The following is a 20,568-nucleotide window of genomic DNA, read 5'->3' as shown; positions in this document are numbered from 1 at the left end:
TACCAGACACGAGGAGCTGATCTACCGGCCGACGTTGCACGGGTGACGCCGTCCAGATGGCAGATCCGCGGGGCCTCGCGAGGACGGCCGCGCTTAGGGTGATCCGGTGCTGAAGCGTGAGGTGGTTGAGCGGGTTGCCGACGGCGTACCGGCAGGGCGGCTTTGGTACGCCGGGCCCGCGGAGCGGTGGTTCGAGGCGTTGCCCGTGGGCAACGGGTTTGTCGGCGGGATGGTTTACTCCGGGACCGACGCCGAGCGGGTGCGGTTGTCGGCGTCAACGGCCTGGTCCGGCGCACCGGGAAGCAGCGACCTCAGCCCGACGGCGCTGAAGTACCTGCCGCAGATCCGGCGGCTGCTGCTCGCGGGCGAGTACGCCGAGGCGCAGGCGCTGGCGGGCCGGCATCTGCTGGGGACGCCGTCGTCGTTCGGGACCAACGTGTCGTTGCCGGAGCTCCTCGTCGAGCACGGGATCGACGGCGACGTCAGCGGGTACGAGCGGTCGCTGGAGTTGAGCGACGCGATCGTCCGGTCCCGGTTCACGCGCAACGGCGTGGCCGTGGAGCGTGAGGTGTTCGCGAGCAATGTCGCCGGAGTGCTGGTGGTCCGGGTGACCAGCAGCGCACCCGTTTCGCACAAGGTGAGCTTCAGCGGGGACGGGATTCCGGCCGAGGTCACGGTGGACGGCGAGACGCTGATCTTGCGCGGGCAGGCGTACGAGGAGCTGCACAGCAACGGGAAGGTCGGCAGCACCGTCGAGATCCGGGCCGAGGTGCTGACCGACGGGACGGTCGAGGCGAGCGAGGCCGAGGACGTACTCGTCGCGACCGGGACGACGGTCACGGTGATCGTTGCTGTTGGCACCGATTGGCTGGGTGCTGATCCGGCGGAGCAGGCGAGTGAGCGGCTGCGCGACGTACCGGCGTACGAGGTGCTCGAGCAGGCGCATGTCGAGGATCACGCGGCGTTGATGAGTCGAGTGGGGCTGGAGCTCGGGATGAGCGTCAGTCTGCCGACCGACGAGCGGCGGCGGTTGTTTGCCGAGGGCGCCGATGATCCCGAGTTGGTTGCCTTGTACTTCCAGTACGGCCGGTACCTGACAATCGCCGGCTCGCGGCAGAACTCGCCGCTTCCCCTGGCACTGCAGGGATTGTGGAACGACGGCCGCGCGTCGAGCGGGCCCTGGACCAACGACTTCCATCTCGACATCAACACCCAGCAGAACTACTGGGCCGCGGAGATCACCAACCTCGGCGAGTGTCATCAGCCGCTGTTCGGGCTGATCGACGGGCTGCGGGCGAGCGGGAGTGTGACCGCAGCGGAGATGTACGGCGCGCCGGGGTGGGTTTCGCACACCGTGTCGAATGCGTGGAGCTACACCGCACCCGGCTGGGGGCTCGGGTGGGGACTGCACGTGACCAGCGGGATCTGGATCTCGTTGCAGCTGTGGGAGCACTTCGAGTACCACCGGGATCTGGAGTTCCTTGCCTCACGGGCTTATCCGGTGCTGAAGGATGCGGCGCAGTTCTTCCTGGCGTACCTGACCGAGGATCCCGAGACGGGTTACCTGCTCAGCGGGCCGTCGGACTCGCCGGAGAACTGGTACCTGTCGCCGGACGGCGAGAAGTGCTCGATCTCGCTGGGGAACACGACGGACCGGGTGCTGATCGAGGCGCTGTTCCGGATCTGCGGCGAGGCGTCCGAGCTGCTCGGCATCGACGAGGGCTTCCGCGCGGAGGTCGCCAAGGCACGGGAGAAGTTGCCGCCGTTCCAGGTCGGCAAGCACGGCCAGCTGCAGGAATGGCTGCACGACTTCGACGAGGCCGAGCCGAACCACCGGCACACCTCGCACCTGATTTCGGTCTACCCGGAGCGGCAGATCACGCCGCGTGGGACGCCGGAGCTGGCGCGGGCGGCCGAGGTCGTCATCGATCGCCGGCAGAGCGCGGACGGCTGGGAGCAGACCGAGTGGGTCGAGGCCAACCTCACGGCGTTCTACGCGCGGCTGCAGAAAGGAGACCACGCGTTGCGGCACCTGCGGTCGCTGATCGCGGACGCGAGTGAGGACAACCTGCTGTCGTACTCCGTCGCCGGCATCGCGGGCGTGGACGAGAACATCTACGCCTTCGACGGCAACTCCGGCGGGACCGGCGCGATGGCGGAGCTGTTCGTCCAGTCGACCGGTCTCGAGATCGAGCTGCTGCCGGCGCTGCCGACCGCTTGGGCGAGCGGATCCGTCACCGGTCTGCGGGCGCGCGGCGGTTACACCGTCGACCTCGAATGGGCCGAGGGGAAGCTCGTTGCCGCCCAGATCACAGCGGCGGAAAGGTCGACCCCGCAACAGGTCCGGCTCGGCGACGAGCTGATCGCCCTCGACCTGCAGCCGGGCGAGACCGCCCGGATCACGACCTCTTAGGCTCCTACGCTGGGTGAATGCGCCTCACTCGGACCGGCCTGGCCGCGATCGTGCTCTGCGCGACCGCGGTCCTGACCGGTTGCGGGCCGAGGTTCGCCGCCGCCAAGGTCGGCATGACCGTGGACGACTCCGGCAACCCGGTGATCGTGCTGGAGGACTGCAAGGAAGGCGACATGGTCGAGCTGCAGCTCTTCGACGAGTCGCTTCCCGCCCAGCCGAACTCGACCGGCGGCACCACCACGCTGCCGATCGCCGTCTACACGGCGTCGAAGGGCTCGAAATCGGTCCGGCAGATCCCGGTGAGGTCCGGCGGCGACGGCTGGAAGCCGGTGACCGTGGTCAACGACCTGTCGCCGCGTACGTCGTACAAGGTGCGCAGCTGGGGCGAGGACCACCAGTCGTTCGGCGGGCAAACGATCTTCACGCCGAACGACCTGAAGACGCTGACGCCGGGCGAGGTCCGGTACGGCGTACAGGTGAAGACCGCGTCCGGCGTGTACGAGGACCAGTACCGCGTCTCGCCGCTCGACGAGTTCAACTGCGATTAGCCCGCGACGAACTCCATCGGGTCGCCGAACCCGAGGTCGGTGACGCCGGCGCTGTGGAACGCGCCGACCAGCACGCACCGCCGATGGGCCGCGAAGGTGAGCACGTGCGCCACCATTCCGCCGTACGTGAAGACCCGCGGCGGTTCGCAGGTGGTGTCGACAAAGCTCTCGTCGAACCGGCCCTCGTCGTTCAACCGGTTGACCAGGGCAACGAATCGCGATCCCGCGTCGGCATGCCGGGACCGCAACTCGGGGATCGGCGTGGTGACGTCGCGCCCGCACTCCGGCACCTGGAACGGCCGGTCCTCGACCGAGGCCAGCCACATCTCCTCCTGCCAGACCAGCCGGTCCAGCAGGTACCGGATCGACGTGTCGTCGTCGATCCCCTCGACCGACGACACGATCGGCCGGTCCAGCGCCGCGGCGTCGAGCCGGGCGCCGCGTTCGATCAGTTCGCCGGTCAGCCACACGTGGTGCTCGACCATCCGGACCAGGACATCCATCCCTCTCACCTTTCTCCTCGCCGGCAGGCGCAGGCCCGCCGGTGGCTGGAAGTGCACGCCGCTCGGGGCGGCCAGGAAGAACACGCGGGACGACGCGCACCGCCAGGCGCGCGGCGACATCCCGTACGCCCGCACGAAGGCCCGCGTGAACGCCTCGTGCGAGCCGTACCCGGCGTCGATCGCGATGTCGAGTACGCCGACATCCTCGGCCAACAGCCGGTACGCCGCCCGTTCGAGCAGCAGCCGGCGCCGGAATGCTGCCGGCGGCTCGCCGGCCGCGGCGCTGATCACCCGGTCGAAGTGGAACCGCGACAGGTGGGCCCGGCGCGCGAGCGCGTCCCCGGTCGGGGCCTGCTCGGCACCGCTCAGGCTTTCCGACACGGCCGACACGAACTCGGCGTACACGTCCTTCATGGATCCACTGTGCCGCCTGCACCGCCGGCGCGACTTGATCGATCTTGCGGGGCTCGGGGTTTTTGTGATGCGGACTACTGTGGGATGTGTAGTAGTGTTAACGGCAGAGCACCGCCGATCCCGGTCTGAGGGGTCCGGGGCGGCGGTGCGTCGACTTGCCGAGGAGTTGTCGATGGATCCGAGCCAGTTGCTCAAGGGCGTGCTGGACCTCGCCGTGCTCGCCGTGCTGCGCGACGCCGACGGGTACGGGTACGACGTACTGCGGCGGCTGCGCGCCGCCGGGCTCGTGGAGGTCGCGGACGCCTCGGTCTACGGGACGCTGCGGCGGCTGTTCGCGGCCGGCGCGCTGACGTCGTACGTGCAGCCGAGCGAGGAAGGGCCGCACCGCAAGTACTACGGGCTGAACCAGGTCGGCCTCGACCTGCTGACCGAGTCCACCAAGACCTGGAACCACTTCGCCGGCACCATGGCTGGCCTGCTGACCACCAAGGAGGAGGCGGCGTGAACAGCACCCTGACCGGAACGATCGCGACCTATCTGGCGCAGGTCAAGGCGGAGCTGGCCGACCTGCCGCCGGGCGAGCTGGAGGACGTGCTCGACGACGTCGCGAGTCACCTCACCGAGGTCGCGGCCGAGTTCCAGCAGGAACCGACCGAGGGTGAGCTCTGGGAGCGGCTCGGCACTCCCCGCCAGTACGCCGACGAGCTGCGCACCGCGGCCGGCTACCCCGCGTCGACGCGGCCTCCCGAGCTGAACGAGAGTGCCGCCGAGAAGTCGTTGCGCTGGGCAATCATCGCGGGAGTCTTCGGGCCGTTCTTCGTCCTGATCGGCCTGCTGACCTCGTCGCCCGAGGCGGCCGGGTTCCTCGGACTGATCGGCCTGGCCGTGCTGTTCGCCGCGGCGTTCCTCGGAGTCCGTGCCCTCGGCAACAACAGCCCGCGGGTCGTGCTCGACACCCCGCGCGGGGTGCAGGGCACCGAGTTCGTCCGCGGCCTGATCGCGCAGATCCCGCCGAACGTGCGGACCGAACTGGTCAGCATCGGCCAGCCGGTCTGGTGGGTCGTCCGCGGCGCGCTCGGCGGCGGCGGGTTCTTCGCGCTGTTCGGTGCCGGAGCGGTCGCGGTCGTCGGCGCGATCGCGGGTGCCGGGGTGTCGATCTGGATCGGCCGGCGGAGTCAGCAGGACCGGCGCTGGCTCTGGTACGTCGTACCGCTGAACGTGATCGCGGCGCTGGCGCTGCCGGCCGCGCTCGCGGGGAGCTTCGTCGCCGGGTCGAACGGGCTGTTCTCGATGCGGAACTACGACAACACCAGCAACAACTCGTCGTACCAGCAGGGGCTTTCGCTGGACGGTTCGCCGATCGAGAACCTGTACCCGTTCGACGAGAAGGGCCAGCAGGTCAGCGTCCGGCTCTACACGGAGAGCGGACAGGCGGTGAACCTGCCCGTCCGGGACTGCTCGGCGAACTACGGCACTGACCAGCGGGTGACCAACCAGTTCCCGCTGACGATGGTGGATCCGGACTCGGTCGGCACCTACGACCCGGAGACGGGTGAGCCGGTGGGCTGCCGGGAGGGCACGAAGGCGCCGTTCGTGCCGCCGCCGGCGCCGGCTACGCCGACGGTTGGTACGACGCCTGGTCCGACTGGTGGGCCGACGCCTGGCGTGACGCCGACGCCTACCGCCGGTACTACTCCTGCGCCGACCGCCAAGCCGCCGGTGACGCCTTCGGGCAAGCCGTCGACGGGGGTCACGCTGACCGTTCCGACTCGCTGACTCGCTGGGCTACAGCTGCGCCACCCCGACCGGGTGGTAGCTGTAGCCCAGTGTGCGGTACAGGCCGATCGCGGTTTCGTTGCCGCCGTCAACCATCAGACCGACCCGCCCGTGCCGCTTCACCAGCTCGGTCGTCACGAACGCACACACCTGCCGCGACAGCCCACGCCCACGGGCCGACGGCAGCGTCGCGACCCCGGCGATGAACCCGACCTCGGGGGCGCTCCAGGCATCGGCCGCGACACTCAGCAGTCTCCCCTGCTCCGGCTCGGGGGCGCTGAGGTCAGCTCCATCCGGGCGGGCGCTCGGCTCTGAAGCCTCGATGCCCGCCCACCGCGTAACCCCGGCCGCACCCGGCCAGGCGTACGACGTCGGCGAGGCCTCTTCGAGCAACTCGGCGACACCCGCGTCATCGGCGAGCCATCGCGCTGTCACGGTCTCGGCCGGAGGCTCGTCGGTCTCCATCCAGCCGAACGTCGCCCGCAGACTCAGCTCCGGGATCCGCTCGACTACCTCGCGAATGAGCGGCTCCGCACCGAACGGCCGGTACGTCGGCCCGACGATCCCCAGCACGCCACGGACCAGCGGCGCGACGTCGTCGATCGGCCCTTTCACCACGATCCGGTCGTGCCGATTCAACTCAGGCGCAACAACCGCCACGGCGTCGCCGGCGCACCAGGCGCGGTTCCTGTCCTTGAGTCCTTGACCCGCCCACAGCACTCTCACATCCCCGTCGGCCGCTGCTACTAGGTCGGCCGGGCTCAAGATTTCGCGCACTCAACCATTGTCCCCGCAGCCAGTTCTTGGCCTGCGAGCGGCCGGTGATCCCACGACCAATAGCCCCCGCGGCGGGCGGTGCCGCCTCGGCGGACACCCACCACTCATCAACCATCCGCCGCCGACGCCATCCACGCTCAGCAAACAGCCTCGAGACCCAATCGCCCGGGGTTGGTCAGTGGTGCACGTCCGACCTGCCAGCTGATGCGCGGCGACCTCGGGCCGGTATCAGCTGTTGGTATTGCGTTGCAGCGCGTACGGCGTGAGGTGGTGGTAGCCGCGGACCGAGACCCGGCGGAGGCGGCGGAGGTGGTACGACGGGTGGCCGTCTAGGGCGGCGGCTAGTTCGCGGTCGGTGAGGACTCGGCCGGGTTTGCATTCCGAGGTGAGGCGGGCGGCGAGGTTGACGGTTTCGCCGTAGACGTCGCCGAGGCGGATCAGGATTGCGCCGTACGCGAGTCCGATGCGCAGGTCGGGGAGGTCGTCGGTGGCGGCGACGTGGTCCTGGAGGGCGAGGGCGACGGCGGCGCCTTGCGCGGCGGTGTCGGTGACGAACAGGACCTCGTCGCCGATGGACTTGATGACGCGGCCGCCGTTCTGTGCGACGACGTCGGCGGCCATGCCCTCGAAGCGTTCGATGAGTTCGCCGAGCTCGGCCTCGGTCAGGCGGCGGGTGAGGCGGGTGTAGCTGACGATGTCGGCGAACCCGACCGCGCGGATGCCGCGCGCCAGTTCGTCGGACGCGGCGACCGAGCGGCCGGCGGCGGCCGCGAGGTGGCGGCGCCAGACGTAGGTCTGCAGTTTCTCCATCGCCGGCAGCAGCATCCCGGCGACCTCGATCGCCTCGTCGGCCGGCAGTTTCGCCTGCGCGAGGAAGTCGAGGAACATCGCCGACTGCCACGACGCCAGCCGCGACTGCGTCTGCCCGAGCTTGCGCGCCAGCGACGACTCGACCGACGGGTCGATGAATCCGTCGTCCTCGAGCGCCGCGACCAGGCGGAGCGCCTCCACGTCGTCCGCGGTGAACGCGACCTCGTCGTCCGGCACGGTCGCGAACCCGAGCGCCCGCCACATCCGCTCGGCCCGCTCGTACGAGATGCCGGCCCGCTCGGACACCTGCAGCCGGGTGAACGTCCGCTCGCCGCCGAGCAGTGTCGTCTCGAACTCCTTGGCCAGGGCCCCTAGATCAGGAGGAGGAGAGACAGCGGAGGTAGGAACAGCTCGTCTCTCCCCGTCCACCGAGTCCTCGGTGGATTGCTTGTCCTGCTCCACGGGATCCGGTGTCGGGTCAGGCGTTGGGTTGGGGGCCACGGCGTTCGGCGATGGTGGCGTCGATGGCGTCGCGGAAGTTGGGGAGGCGGGTGGTGAGGTCGTCGAACTTCTCCCGGGTGAAGTGCAGCAGCTGCAGGCGCGAGCGCGCGGTGACTGTTGCCGTGCGCAACCGGTTCTGGCGGACCGCGACCTCGCCGGCGATGTCGCCGGGGCCGAGCTCGGCGATCTCCTCGCCCTTGACGCGGACCGACGCCGTACCGGCCAGGATCAGGTACGCCGCGTCCGGCGGCGTCTGTTCCAGGATCAGCGACCATCCGGCCGGCACCGACACCTCTTCGCCGGCCCGGAAGATGTCCTTGATCTCGCGGCCGGACAGGTCCGCGAACAACGGCAGGTCCCTGGGGGACGTCCTACCAAACGCCACGTCGATCCTCCGAGCCCGCCGGACCCGCGCCCGGCGCACAGTCGATGTTTCCCGTCGGTAACTCTAACGCTTGAACCGCCCGGGGGTCACCGAAGCCCTGCAGCTCGCCGGGAATCCCGCCCGGCACCCGCTCGGTCCGGCACTGCTCGCCCCGGATCCAGTACGGCGTACGCCTGCTCCCGCAACCACTCCTCCGCCGCGTCCCACGACCACCCGCAGTCCCGCACCAGCGACCGCCAGGCGCCGAAGCCGAACGACAGCCACAACACGTCCCCGACCTTCTCCGCGCTCAGCCCGTCCCGGACCGCCCCTAGCGCGACCAGGTGATCGGCCGCTTCCCGCAAGGCCGCCCGGAACGCCGTCGTACTCTGCTGCCAGGCCCGGTCGGCGACCTCGTGCGCGCCCAGCGCGGAGTAGATGATGTCGATCGCGTCCTGCGAGCCCTCGGTGGACTTCCGGATCCCCGCGGCCAGTTCGGCGACGACTCCCCGCAGGTCGCGGCTCGCCCGCACGCGTTCCAGCGACGCCGTCGCGTCCGACTCCTGAATGCTGAGGCTGATGATCTCCGCGAGGATCTCGGGCTTGTTCCCGACGCTCGCGTAGACGGTCTTCACCGAGACACCGGCCGCCGCCGCGATCTCCGCGACCGGCACCCGCGCGTAGCCCTGCGCCGCGAACAGCCGCCGCGCCGCGTCGACGATGTCGCGGCGGGTCCCTGCGGCGTCTTCTTGCCGTCGTGGGGAGTGGTAGGAGCGGGGCGTCATGGGTTCAGGCTACGCTCAAAGAAATCATTAGAACCATCTTCACCTGAATTGGAGCCACCCGTGACCGACCCGACCGAGGGCCTGCGCCTGTACGACGAACTGATCGCGGTGCACACGATCATGCGGCGCAGCACCGCACTGGTCGTCGACGCCCTGCAGGCCCTGATCGACGGCCGGCCGGTCCGCGTCGCGACGCTGGTCAAGCTGATCGACTGGCAGGCCGCGTTCGTCCATCACCACCACGAGAGCGAGGACGAGCTGTTCTGGCCGGTACTGCGCGGCCGCTTCCCCGAGGTCGTCGCGCAACTGGACGCGCTCTCGGTCGAGCACGACAAACTCGACGGCGCGCTGGAGCAACTCTCCACCGAGGCCGCCGCACTCCGCGGCGCGCCCGCCGACCTCGGGCTGCACGGCGCGCCTGCCGGGCAAGGGCTGCAAGGGCGGGCCGCTTCGCTGCTGCCGTCGGCGTTGGAGGTGCGCGACGTACTGGCCGGCCACCTGGACACCGAGGAGCCGATCCTGCGCGAACTCTTCCCCGACGTACCGGCCGGCGAGATCATCACGCTGCGCAAGGCGATCGTGGCCGGCGCGCCGAAGGCCGGCCCGGAGTGGGTCCTCGGCCTGATGGAGAACCCGACCCGCACCCAGGGCTACGCCATCATGATGGCCAACTTCCCGCCGCCGGTGCGGTGGTTGCGCCCGATCCTGCTGCGCTCGTACGCAAAGGCACGCCGTTCGCTCGCGGTCGACTGAGCGGCTGTGGACAACGGGCTGAGCTGAACCGGTCTAGACGGTTAGCATCTGGGGTCCGTGGGCCGGGTGTGCGGCGCACCAGGCTCAGGGGTGGGCTCATGCGGGTGGCGTTGGTGGGGATGGGGAGTCGGGGCGACGCCCAGCCGATGGCGGTGCTGGCGGCTGAGCTGATGGGGCGGGGGCACGACGTGGTGCTGGCGACCTCGTCGGATCTGGCCTGGATGGGGCCGGCGTTCGGCGTACCGACGGTGGACATGGAGATGAGTGCGCGGGAGTTTCTCGAGTCGGAGCAGGGGCGGCGTTGGCTTGCGGCGGGGGACGTTGCGTCGTACGTGAAATGGCTGATCGACCACAAGCATCAGATCGCCGATCAGCTGCATGCGGCGCTGCTCGAGCTCGTGGATGGCATGGACGTGCTGGTGTCGGGGACGGCGACCGAGCTCGAAGGCGTGGTGATCGCGGAGAGCCGCGGGCTGCAGTACGTCGCGGTGCATCATGCGCCGATGCGGCGGAACGCGGCGTTTCCGCATCTGCTGGTGTCGACCGCGGTGTTCTCGCCGGAGCAGAACCTGGCGACGTACGACGAGGTCGAGAAGAACAGCTGGCCGCTGTTCGCGCCGTTCGTCAACGATCTGCGGGCGAAGCTCGGGCTGCCGAGTACGACGGAGACGTCGTCGCGGCGGCTCGCGCGGACCGGGTCGCTGGAGTTGCAGGCGTTCAGCCGGTACGTCGTACCGGAGCTGGCCGATTGGGATGTACGGCGGCCGTTGACCGGGTTCCTGACACCGACTCCCGAGCAGCGGGCTGTTCTTCATCAGGCCAAGGACGACGGGTTGCTGGAGTGGATCGCGGCGGGCGAAGCGCCGGTGTACTTCGGGTTCGGGAGCATGCCGGTGCTCGACGCGCAGGCCGCATTGGCGCTGATCAGCAAGGTGAGCAGCTCGCTCGGTGTGCGGGCGTTGGTCGGCGCGGGGTGGAGCGACGTCGCGGCCGGTGCGTTGGAGGATGGGCAGGTCCGGGTGGTCGCCGAGCTGGATCACGAGGCGGTGCTGCCGTTGTGCCGGGCTGCTGTTCATCATGGTGGAGCCGGTACGACGGCCAGCTCGTTGCGCGCCGGATTGCCGACGGTGGTGTGCTCGATCTTCGCCGATCAGCCGTTCTGGGGTGCGCAGCTGGCGCGGCTCGGGGTGGGGACGACGTTGAAGTTCACCGAGCTGACCGAGCTCTCGCTGCTGGATGCGCTCGAGCCGGTGCTCACCGATGCCTACCGCGAACGTGCTCGGGCGATCGCCGAACGGCTGCTGGACGAGTCCGGTGCCGAGCAAGCGGCGGTGGCCGTCGAGCAGGCGACCAGCTGAACCATTTCCACCAGCAGTTCAGGCGTTGACCTCCCGCGGATCCCCGGTTACGTTGGCTCAGAAATCGATTTCCCATGCCTCCATACCGCCCCCGCTAGGAGACACGCATGCAGAAGCGTTTCGCCCTCCTCCTGCCACTGGTGCTCGCCGCCGCCCTGCTGCCCGGCACCTCTCCTCCCCCGGCCCGCGCGACCGCCGTACCGAGTCCTGCCGAGCAGATCGCCAAGCTCACCGGGCCGGGCTCGATCAACGACACCGAGGCCCGGTTCGCGCTGAAGGCGACCGACCTCGGGATCCTCTGGGACAACGGTTCCGGCGAGATCCTGACCGCGTTCGGCGACAGCTACGGCAGCGGCTGGACCGGGCCGGGTGGTGGCGTCGGCGATTCGGCGACCATCGACTGGCGCTGCAACCTGCTGTTCCGCAGCAAGGACCGCAACCTCGCCGACGGGATGACGCTGGACAGCGCCGCCGAGGACAGGCCCGGTCACGCCAAGGAGTTCCTGGACTGCAAGAAGATCGACCGCGACGAGCACACGGTGATCCCGACGGCCGGCGTCGCGGTCGGGAAACGCCAGTACGTGCAGTACATGTCGGTCAACTACTGGGGTCCGGCCGGCAGCTGGTTCACCAACTACTCCGGCTTCGCGTACTCCGACGACAACGGCGAGACCTGGACCAAGGACCCGAAGGCGCGCTGGCAGAACACGAAGACCTGGGACAACAACTTCCAGATGACCGCGCTCGTGCGCGACAAGGGCTTCGTCTACATGATCGGTACGCCGAACGGCCGGCACGGCAACGCGTACCTGGCCCGCGTTCCGGAGAAGCAGGTGCTGTCGAAGAACGCTTGGCGGTACTGGGACGGGCGGGCGTGGTCCGGGCGTGAGCGCGCCGCCGTACCGATCGCGATCGGGCCGGTGAGCGAGGTCTCCGTGCAGTGGAACGCGCAGCTCGGCAAGTGGTTGATGATGTACCTCGACGAGCAGCGGGCGTCCGTCGTACTGCGGTCGTCGGCCTCGCTGACCGGGCCGTGGAGCGGCGAGAAGGTCGTTGTCAAGGGCACCGACTTCCCGGGGCTGTACGGGACCTACATGCATCCGTGGTCGTCCGGGTCCGACCTGTACTTCACGATGTCGCAGTGGGATCCGTACAACGTGTTCCTGATGCACACCAAGCTCACCGACGACGGTGCCGTGACCAACCTGGTCACCGATCCGGGGTTCGAGGAGCAGGCCGGTACGACGCCGTCGGCGCCGTGGCAGTTGAACGGGCGGGGTGGGATCGACGCCGCTGATCTCGGGCACAGCGGGGCTCGGAACGCCTACCTGCGCGACTCGATCGGGGCGCACTCGGTGCAGCAGAACGTGGCGGTGCGGCCGGGGCATCGGTACCGGTTGTCGGCGTGGGTGCGGACGGCCGAGAACAACCGGGACACGGTGGTCGGCGTACGGACCTTGGCGGGGAAGGGTTTGAAGGCCAAGCCTGGTGGTGCGTACTCGGTGTACACGAAGGTGAGTGTGGAGTTCGACTCCGGTAGGGAGTCGTTGGTGCAGGTCTATGCCGGGTTCACCGGGCATGGGCAGGACGTCTGGTTCCAGCTCGACGACGTGGTGCTGGAGGAGGTCCGATGATGCGCCGGCTCGTGGTGGTTTTCGCGCTGCTGCTGGGTTCTGTGGTGGGCGCCGCTCCTGCGACCGCTCAGGTCGAGGCGACCGGGCAGCTGCTGCGCAACGACACCGGGTTGTACCCGCGCGCCGTACGGCTCGAGCACAACGGGACTGCCAACGGGCGGATCCTCGCGAGCGTGGTCACCTTCGCGGGGAACAACGGGCTCGGCGCGATCTACGAGAGCACCGACGGTGGCGGGACGTTCGCGCAGGTCGGCACCGTGGCCGATCCGGGATCCGCCGGCGGGAAGGGCCTGTGCTGCGCGACGTTGTACGAGCTGCCGCAGCAGGTCGGCGCGATGCCGGCCGGGACGATGCTGTGGGCCGCGTCGGTCGGCGCGGACGCACGGCCGATGGCGCTGAAGATCTGGAAGAGCAACGACCTCGGGCGGACCTGGTCGTACCTGTCGAACTGCGCGACGGCGCCGAACACCAAGGGGTTGTGGGAGCCCGAGTTCTCCGTCGCGGCGGACGGGCGGCTGGTCTGCCACTACGCGGACGAGACGGATGGGGCGCACAGCCAGAAGCTGATGGAGACGCGGAGCTCGGACGGGATCACCTGGACGGATCGGAGTCCGACGGTGTCGTCGCCGACGTTCGGGCACCGGCCCGGGATGCCCGTCGTACGGAAGCAGCCGAGTGGTTCGTACGTGATGGTGTACGAGATCTGCGGGCTGGGTGGGCAGTACGACTGCGTCGTCCACACCCGGACGTCGGGTGACGGGTGGAACTGGGGATCGCCGTCGGCGCTCGGCGTACGGGCGCAGACGCCGGACGGGAAGTACTTCACGCACGCGCCGACGCTCGCGTGGTCGGCTTCGGCCGGGGCGCCGAACGGGAAGCTGTTGCTGGTCGGGCAGATCCTGCAGAACGCGAACGGATCGGTTGCCGCTGACAACGGCCGGACGGTGTTCGTCAACTCCGAGGGGTCGAACGGGCTCTGGTACGAGATCCCGGCGCCGGTCGCGGTGAACAACCCGGTGAACAACTTCTGCCCCAACTACAGCTCGCCCCTGGTCCCGTCCGCCGACGGCTCGCGGGTCCTCCAGCTCGCCAGCGACTGGGACGGCACGGTCTGCAAGACGTACTACGCCTCCGGCTCCGCGATCGGCACGCAGGACGCCGCGGGTGTCGGCAACGCGACGTACCGGTTGGTCAGTGCGCAGTCGGGCCACTGCCTGGACGTCGCCGCGGACTCCCGGGTCCCTGGCGGCAACATCCAGCAGTGGACCTGCAACAACCTGGGCCCGCAGAACTTCCAGTTCACCTCCGAGGGCAACGGTTTCTTCCGCCTCCGCGGCCAGAACTCCCAACTCTGCGTCGAAGTCGCCAGCAACTCCTCCACTCCCGGAGCGAACGTCCAGCAATGGACGTGCCAGGACGGCGGCTGGCAACGCTGGCGCCTGGTCAACGTGGGCCGGTCGTACTACAAACTCATCGGCCAGAACTCCGGCAACTGCCTGGACGTAGCCGGCGGATCCACCGCTCCGGGCGCTAACGTCGCGACCTGGACCTGCAACAACCTCCAGCCTCAGACGTGGCGGTTGGAACAGCGCTGAGTTCCGAGCGAGGCCAAGGCCCAGGACCAGAGAGATCTGGGCCTGGGCCTTTGGGCGGCGTGCGGGTCAGCTGACGGCTTGCTTCACCAGGTGCCGGGAAGCGTCAGGCGGCGGTGGGCTGCCAGACGAAACCGTCCGGGTCGGTCAGGGTGGTGTCGCTGCTGAGGACGATGCGGTGCGAGCCGGTGGACCGGGCCGAAGCCGTGCTGACCGGAGATCGGGCCGCGCTGCTCGCGACGGCGGTGGCGTTCGATGCCGCCGGTTGCCGGTACCAGTCGGCGCGGACGCTCGTACTCGCCGGCGGCGACGACGCCGAGCGAGGCGCCGCGGCGCTGGCCGAGCTGGGCCTCACCGCACGATCGTCCGGCTGACCCTCGCCACCCTCTTCGCACCGGGGCGCTGACAGCGGGGCCGGGCCGGTGGTCCTCCAGCGGAGCTGGGCCTCACTGCACCGGGGAGCTGACAGCGAGGGCCCGGATCCTCCGCTCTCCATCGGACCCATGAGGGCTACTTGTGGCGGCGGGAGCGGCGGCTGGTGGTTCGGCGGGGGCGGGGCTGGCGGGGGCGGATGGGGCGACGGGGGCCGACCAGGCGGGGGCCGGCGAGGCGGTCTTCGAGGCGGCGGGCTTCTCGGCGGATGGGCTGGGCGACGTACTCGCCGAGGATGATGCCGGAGGCCAGGGCTACTCCGATGGCGACCGCGGTGGCGAGGCTGACGATGCCGATCAGGTTGCCTTGGGACATCAGTTCGAGGAGGCCTTTGTAGATGGTCAGGCCCGGGAGCAGGGGAATGGTGCCGGAGACAACCACGACCAGCGGCGGTACGCCGGTGCGGCGGCCCAGGGAGTAGCCGGCCAGGCCTACGACGAAGGCGGCCGCGGCGGTGGACCAGGCGGGGCCGAACTCGGCTCGCGCCATCAGCGTGTACGCGAGGGAGCCGAGGGCGCCGACGATGGCTACGGGGAGGAGCGAGCGGAGAGGCGCGTACGACGCGTAGCAGAAGGCGACGGCCATCAGCGCGCCGGAGATGACCATCACCGGGAGGTTCGCCAGCTGGATGGTTTGGGCTTCGATGGCGACCGGGAGGCCGAGTTTGATGCCCAGCGTGAGGCCCAGGCTGACGCCCGCGATGATGCCGCCGGTGAGGAGCATCGCTTCCAGGAGACGGGCCGCGGCGGTCACGTAGTACCCGGTGATGGCGTCCTGCACAGCACCGGTGAGCGCGATCCCGGCGAGCAGCATAATGATGCCTGCGGCAACGACCAGCGACGGTTTCACCGGCGCGTGCACGGCGTACAGGACCAGCGCGACGGCCGTCGCGACGAACGCGCCGGCGACCTGCTGGTAGAACGCGGGCAGCCGCTGCCGGTTGAACCACCGGTTGCTCAGCTCGATCACGACCGCGGTGACGACGGCGATCGCCGTGATCAGCCAGCCACCGCCGAGCAGCAGCGTCGCGCCGCCGGCCATCACGCCCCAGGCGAGCACCGAGCTCCAGCGCGGGAACGGCGGGCCGGCCGAGACGATGCGGGCGAGTTCGCGGCTGGTCTCCTCGCGACTCAGGTCGCCGCGGGCGAAGTGGCGGACGAGCCGGTCGACGTCGGTGAGACGCGAGAAGTCCTGGCTGCGGTACCGCACGACGCGCATGTGCGTCTCGGGCGCGACATCGGGCGCGGCCTGGTACGAGATCGCGATCGAGGTGAACGTGATGTCGACCTCGCAGCCGCGCAGCCCGCCCGCGGCGGTCACGCCGAGGATGGTCGCGGTCGCGTCCGCCGTACCGGCGCCGCTCGAGAGCAGGACCTCACCGATCCGCAGGGCGAGGTCGAGGGTGCTGTAGAGCTCGCGCTGCTCGTCGCGGGCCTGCTGCTCCTCCTCGGCTCGCCGGTCGTCGGCGCGCCTGCCGCTGGTACGGCGCTCGGCGGTCGGTACGACGTCCTGTACGGCGGAAGCCTGGCCGTCGCGGGACCCGTCTCCGCCCGCTGCCGACATCCCGTGGACGTCTTGTCCGACCTCGCCGGTCTGGCCGACCTCCGGGCCGGTGCTGCCGGTCCGCTCACCCTTGGACACCGCACTCCTTTCGTCTGCTGTGACGCTAACGCCCACCGGGGTGCCGTACCCAACCGGACGGCATCCACCGGGTGCTGGGTGTTGGCGGGGGTAGGTGATCCGGTGCGTGCAGGGGTCGGGGGCTGGTACTTGAAGGACGAGGTCGGGGGGTGGGCCTGCCCGAAGTGCGCGGCGGGATCGGGGGTCGGTACTCGGGGACGAGGGCGTGACTTGGTGGGCGAGGGGCGTGCTTCCGCAGCCGCCGGGCAGCAATCGCTTTCCGGCCGGTTTCGGCAAGCGGTTGACTCGGTCTGGTGGTCGACCTAAGGTTGCGGTCAGACGGCTCGGAAAGGGCTTTCCGAGCGCGCCGAAGGAAAGGCAGCAACAGTGAGCGAACGACGCGTCGGCATCGTGATGAACGGCGTCACCGGCCGGATGGGCCTGCGCCAGCACCTGGAGCGTTCCATCGTGGCGATCCGTGAGCAGGGCGGGATCCCCGCCGCCGACGGGTCGATGATCATTCCGGACCCGATCCTGGTCGGGCGGAACGAGCTCAAGCTGCGGCGGATCGCCGAGCAGTACGGGCTGACACGGTGGACCACCGACCTGTCGGAGGCGCTGGCCGAGCCGGACGTCGAGATCTACTTCGACTCCCAGCTGACCCAGCTGCGCGAGAAGGGCGTCCGGGCCGCGGTCGAGGCCGGTAAGGCGATCTACTGCGAGAAGCCGATCGCCGAGGGACTCGAGGCGGCGGTCGACCTGGCCAAGCTGGTCCGCGACTCCGGGCTGAAGAACGGCGTCGTCCAGGACAAGCTGTCGCTGCCGGGGCTGCGCAAGCTGAAGCGGCTGGTCGACGGTGGGTTCTTCGGCAAGATCCTGTCGGTGCGCGGCGAGTTCGGGTACTGGGTCTTCGAGGGTGACTGGCAGGAGGCGCAGCGGCCGGCCTGGAACTACAAGTCGGAGGAGGGCGGCGGGATCGTCGTCGACATGTTCTGCCACTGGCGGTACGTGCTCGACCAGATCTTCGCGCCGGTCAAGACGGTCTACTGCCAGGGCGCGGTGCACATCCCGCAGCGCTGGGACGAGCAGGGCAACGAGTACGTCGCGACCGCGGAGGATGCGGCGTACGGCGTGTTCGAGCTCGAGGGCGGGATCGTCGCGCAGCTGAACTCCTCGTGGGCGACCCGGGTGTTCCGCGACGAGCTGGTCGAGTTCCACGTCGACGGGACCGAGGGGTCGGCGGTCGCCGGGCTGCGGAACTGCCACGCGCAGCACCGGTCGGCGACGCCGAAGCCGGTCTGGAACCCGGACCTCCCGGCCGAGTACTCGTTCCGCGACCAGTGGTCCGAGGTGCCGGACAACGAGGTGTTCGACAACGGGTTCAAGGTGCAGTGGGAGATGTTCCTGCGGCACATCGTCGACGACGCGCCGTTCACCTGGGACTTCGTCGAGGGCGCCAAGGGCGTGCAGCTCGCGGAGCTCGGCCTGCAGTCGTGGAAGGAAGGCCGCAAGCTGGAGGTCCCAGCGCTGGCGATCGAGTCATGAGGCTCCCGCTCCAAGGTGAACTGGTCGACTACCAGTTGGTCGGTACGCCGGTTGCCCACGGCACCTACGAGCCGGCGCGCAGCCGGCTGGCGTTCGCGGCGGCTCATGTGGTCGCCGATCCGCTGGGCGACAACTCACCCGGTGCGCCTGCGGTGATCGACTGGGAGCACACGCTCGGGTTCCGGCGGCACCTGTGGTCGCTCGGGCTGTCGGTGGCCGAGGCGATGGACACAGCTCAGCGGGGGATGGGCCTGGACTGGGTCGCCACGCAGGAGCTGATCCGCCGGTCTGCGGCCGAGGCACCGGATGGCCGCATCGCCGTCGGCGTCGGCACCGATCAACTCACAGCAGGTCAGCACTCACTCGAGGCAGTCACAGCGGCGTACGAGGAGCAACTGGCGGTCGCCGAGGGCGTTGGCGCGCAGCCGATCCTGATGGCCAGCCGGGCCCTGTGCGCTGCAGCCTCCGGGCCCGACGACTACCGCAAGGTCTACGACAACCTGCTGGCGCAGTCGACCAAGCCGGTGGTCCTGCACTGGCTCGGCAGCATGTTCGACCCCGCGCTCGACGGCTACTGGGGCAGCGACGATCTCGACACCGCCGCCGACGTGGTGGTCGACCTGATCGCCGAGAACACCGCCAAGGTCGACGGCATCAAGGTCTCCCTGCTCGACGCCGCCAAGGAAGTTGCCCTGCGCAACCGCCTGCCCGAGGGCGTCCGCCTCTACACCGGCGACGACTTCAACTACCCCGAGCTGATCCGCGGCGACGAGGACCGTCACAGCGACGCCCTGCTCGGCATTTTCGCGGCGATCGCCCCGGCGGCCGCGGCCGCGCTGAAGGCACTCGACGACGGCGACCTGACCCGGTACGACGAGATCTTCGCGCCAACTGTCCCGCTGGCGCGGCACATCTTCTCGGCGCCGACGCCGTACTACAAGACCGGAATCGCCTTCCTGGCCTGGCTGAACGGCTTCCAGCCCGGCTTCGGCATGGTCGGCGGACTGCAGACCGGCCGCTCGGTCCCGCATCTGGCCGAGACGTTCCGGCTCGCGGACCAGGCCGGCGTACTGACCGATCCCGAGCTCGCCACGCAGCGGTTCCGGCTGCTGCTCGCCACGCACGGGATCGACGCGTGAACCGCTACAGCCTCAACCAGGCGACCACCAAGTACTGGCCGCTCGAGGACGTCGTCGCGGCCAGCGCCAAGGCCGAGCTGTCCTGGATCGGCCTGTGGCGCGAACCGATCCAGGAGTACGGCGTCGAGAAGGCCGCGCAACTGGTGAAGGACGCCGGCCTGCAGGTGTCGTCGCTGTGCCGCGGTGGATTCTTCACCGCGACGGATCCCGCCGAGCGCAAGGCGAAGATCGAGGACAACCGCCGGGCGATCGACGAGTCGGCGGCGCTTGGTACGGACACGCTCGTGCTGGTCAGTGGTGGCTTGCCGCCCGGCTCCCGAGATCTCGAGGGAGCAAGAAGCATGGTGCGGGATGGCCTGGCCGAGCTCGCGCCGTACGCCGAAGAGCGCGGCGTCCGGCTCGCGATCGAGCCGCTGCACCCGATGTTCTGCTCCGACCGCTGCGTGGTGTCGTCGCTCGGCGGCGCGCTGGACCTCGCCGAGCAGTTCCCGGTCCAGCAGGTCGGCGTGATCGTCGACGCGTACCACCTGTGGTGGGACGCCGACGTGTACCGCCAGATCGAGCGGGCCGGCGCCCGGATCTGCTCGTACCAGGTGAGCGACTGGACCGTGCCGCTCCCGGCCGACACGCTGCTCGGTCGCGGCATGATGGGCGATGGCGCGATCGAGCTACGCCGGTTGCGCGAGGCCTGCGACGCGGCCGGGTACACCGGGCCGGTGGAGGTCGAGATCTTCAACCAAGAGCTGTGGGACGCGCCCGGTCAGGAGGTCTTCGACCTGGCCCTCGCCCGCTACCAGGAACACGTTGCCTGAAGCCCCAAAAAACAAGGAGCACTGTCTCGTGACCGACCGGACCATTCCCGCCGACGGAATCGGCATGCACCTCTACACGATGCGCGACGTCCTCAAGGAGGACTACCCCGGCACCCTGCAGAAGCTCGCCGAGATCGGCTACCAGACGGTCGGAGTGAGCGGCCGGTTCGGCCACTCGGCCGCGGACATCCGGCGCTTCGCCGACGACGCCGGGCTGAAGATCGTGCTCGAGCACGTCGGCTACCCGCGGCTGACCGACGACTGGGAGGGCGCGCTGGACGACGTCCGGACGCTGGGCGGCGAGTGGGTCGTCGTACCGTCGCTGCCCGAGGGGCTGCGAACGCTGGACGGGTTCCGTGAGGCGGCCGCCGCGTTCAGCAAGGCCGGTGAGACCGCCCGGCAGGCCGGGCTGAAGCTGCTGTTCCACAACCACGGGCACGACTTCGAGGTCGTCGACGGCCAGGTGAAGTTCGACATCCTGGTGAACGAGGTCGAGCCGGACCTGCTCGGCTTCGAGCTGGACCTGTACTGGGTGGTGGACGGCGGCCAGGACCCGGCCGACTACTTCCAGCGGCACCCGGGCCGGTTCCCCGCGCTGCACGTCAAGGACATGGCCGCGGACGGCTCGTGGGAGGACGTCGGCGCCGGGAAGCTGGACTTCCCGGCGATGTTCGCGCACGCCGAGAGCGGCGGTGTTCAGCAGTGGCTGGTCGAGCACGACGCCCCGACCGATCCGTGGGTCTCGGCGCGGACGAGCTACCAGACCCTGGCGCAGATGCGGTACTGACGGCC

Annotated in this window: 19 protein-coding genes; 13 read left to right on the top strand and 6 right to left on the bottom strand. The window is 69.6% G+C overall.

What is annotated here, in order from left to right:
- Positions 1–106: 106 nt before the first annotated feature.
- Both HDA39_RS31535 and HDA39_RS31530 read left to right on the top strand, forming a co-directional pair.
- Complete coding sequence (locus tag HDA39_RS31535) at positions 107–2,413, top strand: glycosyl hydrolase family 95 catalytic domain-containing protein (RefSeq protein WP_184801403.1); 2,307 nt, start codon at positions 107–109, stop codon at positions 2,411–2,413.
- A gap of 17 nt (positions 2,414–2,430) precedes the next feature.
- Positions 2,431–2,961 carry a hypothetical protein gene (locus tag HDA39_RS31530; RefSeq protein ID WP_184801401.1) on the top strand — a complete coding sequence of 177 codons (531 nt, stop codon included), beginning with the start codon at positions 2,431–2,433 and terminating at the stop codon, positions 2,959–2,961.
- On the opposite strand, the gene HDA39_RS31525 is transcribed toward HDA39_RS31530, so the two are convergent.
- Positions 2,958–3,878, bottom strand: coding sequence for a helix-turn-helix domain-containing protein (locus tag HDA39_RS31525; RefSeq protein WP_184801399.1), 921 nt, complete (start codon positions 3,876–3,878; stop codon positions 2,958–2,960). The two genes, HDA39_RS31530 and HDA39_RS31525, sit on opposite strands and share 4 nt — an antisense overlap.
- Before the next feature lie 172 nt (positions 3,879–4,050).
- On the opposite strand from HDA39_RS31525, the gene HDA39_RS31520 reads away from it, so the two are divergent.
- The gene (locus HDA39_RS31520) at positions 4,051–4,383 is read left to right on the top strand and encodes a PadR family transcriptional regulator (protein ID WP_184801397.1); all 333 of its coding nucleotides are present in this window, start codon (positions 4,051–4,053) and stop codon (positions 4,381–4,383) included.
- Positions 4,380–5,654: an HAAS signaling domain-containing protein gene (locus HDA39_RS31515; RefSeq protein WP_184801395.1), complete on the top strand. Its 1,275-nt coding sequence runs from the start codon at positions 4,380–4,382 to the stop codon at positions 5,652–5,654. Before HDA39_RS31520 ends, HDA39_RS31515 begins: the two co-directional genes overlap by 4 nt.
- Positions 5,655–5,663: 9 nt before the next feature.
- Here the strand turns inward: HDA39_RS31515 and HDA39_RS31510 are convergent, their stop codons facing one another.
- The 4 genes from HDA39_RS31510 to HDA39_RS31495 form a co-directional block, all read right to left on the bottom strand.
- The gene (locus HDA39_RS31510) at positions 5,664–6,431 is read right to left on the bottom strand and encodes a GNAT family N-acetyltransferase (RefSeq protein ID WP_184801393.1); all 768 of its coding nucleotides are present in this window, start codon (positions 6,429–6,431) and stop codon (positions 5,664–5,666) included.
- Positions 6,432–6,659: 228 nt separating this feature from the next.
- Positions 6,660–7,703, bottom strand: coding sequence for an adenylate/guanylate cyclase domain-containing protein (locus HDA39_RS43895; protein ID WP_337925974.1), 1,044 nt, complete (start codon positions 7,701–7,703; stop codon positions 6,660–6,662).
- A 16-nt stretch (positions 7,704–7,719) separates the two neighbouring features.
- A complete protein-coding gene (locus HDA39_RS31500; protein WP_184801391.1) occupies positions 7,720–8,127 on the bottom strand; it encodes a cyclic nucleotide-binding domain-containing protein in 408 nt (135 codons plus the stop codon).
- Between the two features lie 86 nt (positions 8,128–8,213).
- The gene (locus HDA39_RS31495) at positions 8,214–8,891 is read right to left on the bottom strand and encodes a TetR/AcrR family transcriptional regulator (protein WP_184801389.1); all 678 of its coding nucleotides are present in this window, start codon (positions 8,889–8,891) and stop codon (positions 8,214–8,216) included.
- 60 nt (positions 8,892–8,951) lie between these two features.
- Between HDA39_RS31495 and HDA39_RS31490 the strand changes: the two genes are divergently transcribed.
- From HDA39_RS31490 to HDA39_RS31470, 5 genes are all read left to right on the top strand, one after another.
- Positions 8,952–9,644: a hemerythrin domain-containing protein gene (locus tag HDA39_RS31490; RefSeq protein ID WP_202893173.1), complete on the top strand. Its 693-nt coding sequence runs from the start codon at positions 8,952–8,954 to the stop codon at positions 9,642–9,644.
- Positions 9,645–9,742: 98 nt separating this feature from the next.
- Positions 9,743–11,002, top strand: coding sequence for a glycosyltransferase (locus HDA39_RS31485; RefSeq protein ID WP_184801387.1), 1,260 nt, complete (start codon positions 9,743–9,745; stop codon positions 11,000–11,002).
- A gap of 107 nt (positions 11,003–11,109) precedes the next feature.
- On the top strand, positions 11,110–12,636 hold the full coding sequence (locus tag HDA39_RS31480; protein WP_184801386.1) for a DUF4185 domain-containing protein: 1,527 nt from the start codon (positions 11,110–11,112) through the stop codon (positions 12,634–12,636).
- Positions 12,633–14,231 carry an RICIN domain-containing protein gene (locus tag HDA39_RS31475; protein WP_184801385.1) on the top strand — a complete coding sequence of 533 codons (1,599 nt, stop codon included), beginning with the start codon at positions 12,633–12,635 and terminating at the stop codon, positions 14,229–14,231. The genes HDA39_RS31480 and HDA39_RS31475 overlap by 4 nt, the downstream gene beginning before the upstream one ends.
- Before the next feature lie 152 nt (positions 14,232–14,383).
- Entirely contained in the window at positions 14,384–14,602 is a 219-nt protein-coding gene (locus HDA39_RS31470; protein ID WP_202893172.1) for a hypothetical protein, read from the top strand.
- Positions 14,603–14,738: 136 nt separating this feature from the next.
- Here HDA39_RS31470 and HDA39_RS31465 read toward each other — a convergent pair whose 3' ends face one another.
- Positions 14,739–16,301, bottom strand: a complete 1,563-nt coding sequence (locus HDA39_RS31465; RefSeq protein ID WP_337925972.1) for a threonine/serine exporter family protein — start codon at positions 16,299–16,301, stop codon at positions 14,739–14,741.
- Positions 16,302–16,667: 366 nt separating this feature from the next.
- Here HDA39_RS31465 and HDA39_RS31460 point away from each other — a divergent pair, with 366 nt between their 5' ends.
- From HDA39_RS31460 to HDA39_RS31445, 4 genes are read left to right on the top strand one after another with little or no spacing between them, the layout of a single operon-like run.
- A complete protein-coding gene (locus HDA39_RS31460; RefSeq protein ID WP_184801384.1) occupies positions 16,668–17,825 on the top strand; it encodes a Gfo/Idh/MocA family protein in 1,158 nt (385 codons plus the stop codon).
- Positions 17,822–18,964, top strand: coding sequence for a dihydrodipicolinate synthase family protein (locus HDA39_RS42685; RefSeq protein WP_184801383.1), 1,143 nt, complete (start codon positions 17,822–17,824; stop codon positions 18,962–18,964). Before HDA39_RS31460 ends, HDA39_RS42685 begins: the two co-directional genes overlap by 4 nt.
- The gene (locus HDA39_RS31450; protein WP_184801382.1) at positions 18,961–19,776 is read left to right on the top strand and encodes a TIM barrel protein; all 816 of its coding nucleotides are present in this window, start codon (positions 18,961–18,963) and stop codon (positions 19,774–19,776) included. The genes HDA39_RS42685 and HDA39_RS31450 overlap by 4 nt, the downstream gene beginning before the upstream one ends.
- A gap of 28 nt (positions 19,777–19,804) precedes the next feature.
- Entirely contained in the window at positions 19,805–20,563 is a 759-nt protein-coding gene (locus tag HDA39_RS31445) for a sugar phosphate isomerase/epimerase family protein (RefSeq protein ID WP_337925971.1), read from the top strand.
- Positions 20,564–20,568 lie beyond the last annotated feature (5 nt).

Source organism: Kribbella italica (assembly GCF_014205135.1).
Classification (GTDB): Bacteria; Actinomycetota; Actinomycetes; order Propionibacteriales; family Kribbellaceae; genus Kribbella; species Kribbella italica.
This window is presented reverse-complemented; position numbering and strand designations above follow the sequence as displayed.

Coding starts and splice junctions, on each gene's coding strand:
- HDA39_RS31485 (WP_184801387.1), top strand. CDS start 9,743: ATGCGGGTGGCGTTGGTGGGGATGGGGAGTCGGGGCGACGCCCAGCCG.
- HDA39_RS31495 (WP_184801389.1), bottom strand. CDS start 8,891: ATGACGCCCCGCTCCTACCACTCCCCACGACGGCAAGAAGACGCCGCA.
- HDA39_RS31480 (WP_184801386.1), top strand. CDS start 11,110: ATGCAGAAGCGTTTCGCCCTCCTCCTGCCACTGGTGCTCGCCGCCGCC.
- HDA39_RS42685 (WP_184801383.1), top strand. CDS start 17,822: ATGAGGCTCCCGCTCCAAGGTGAACTGGTCGACTACCAGTTGGTCGGT.
- HDA39_RS31520 (WP_184801397.1), top strand. CDS start 4,051: ATGGATCCGAGCCAGTTGCTCAAGGGCGTGCTGGACCTCGCCGTGCTC.
- HDA39_RS31530 (WP_184801401.1), top strand. CDS start 2,431: ATGCGCCTCACTCGGACCGGCCTGGCCGCGATCGTGCTCTGCGCGACC.
- HDA39_RS31475 (WP_184801385.1), top strand. CDS start 12,633: ATGATGCGCCGGCTCGTGGTGGTTTTCGCGCTGCTGCTGGGTTCTGTG.
- HDA39_RS31525 (WP_184801399.1), bottom strand. CDS start 3,878: ATGAAGGACGTGTACGCCGAGTTCGTGTCGGCCGTGTCGGAAAGCCTG.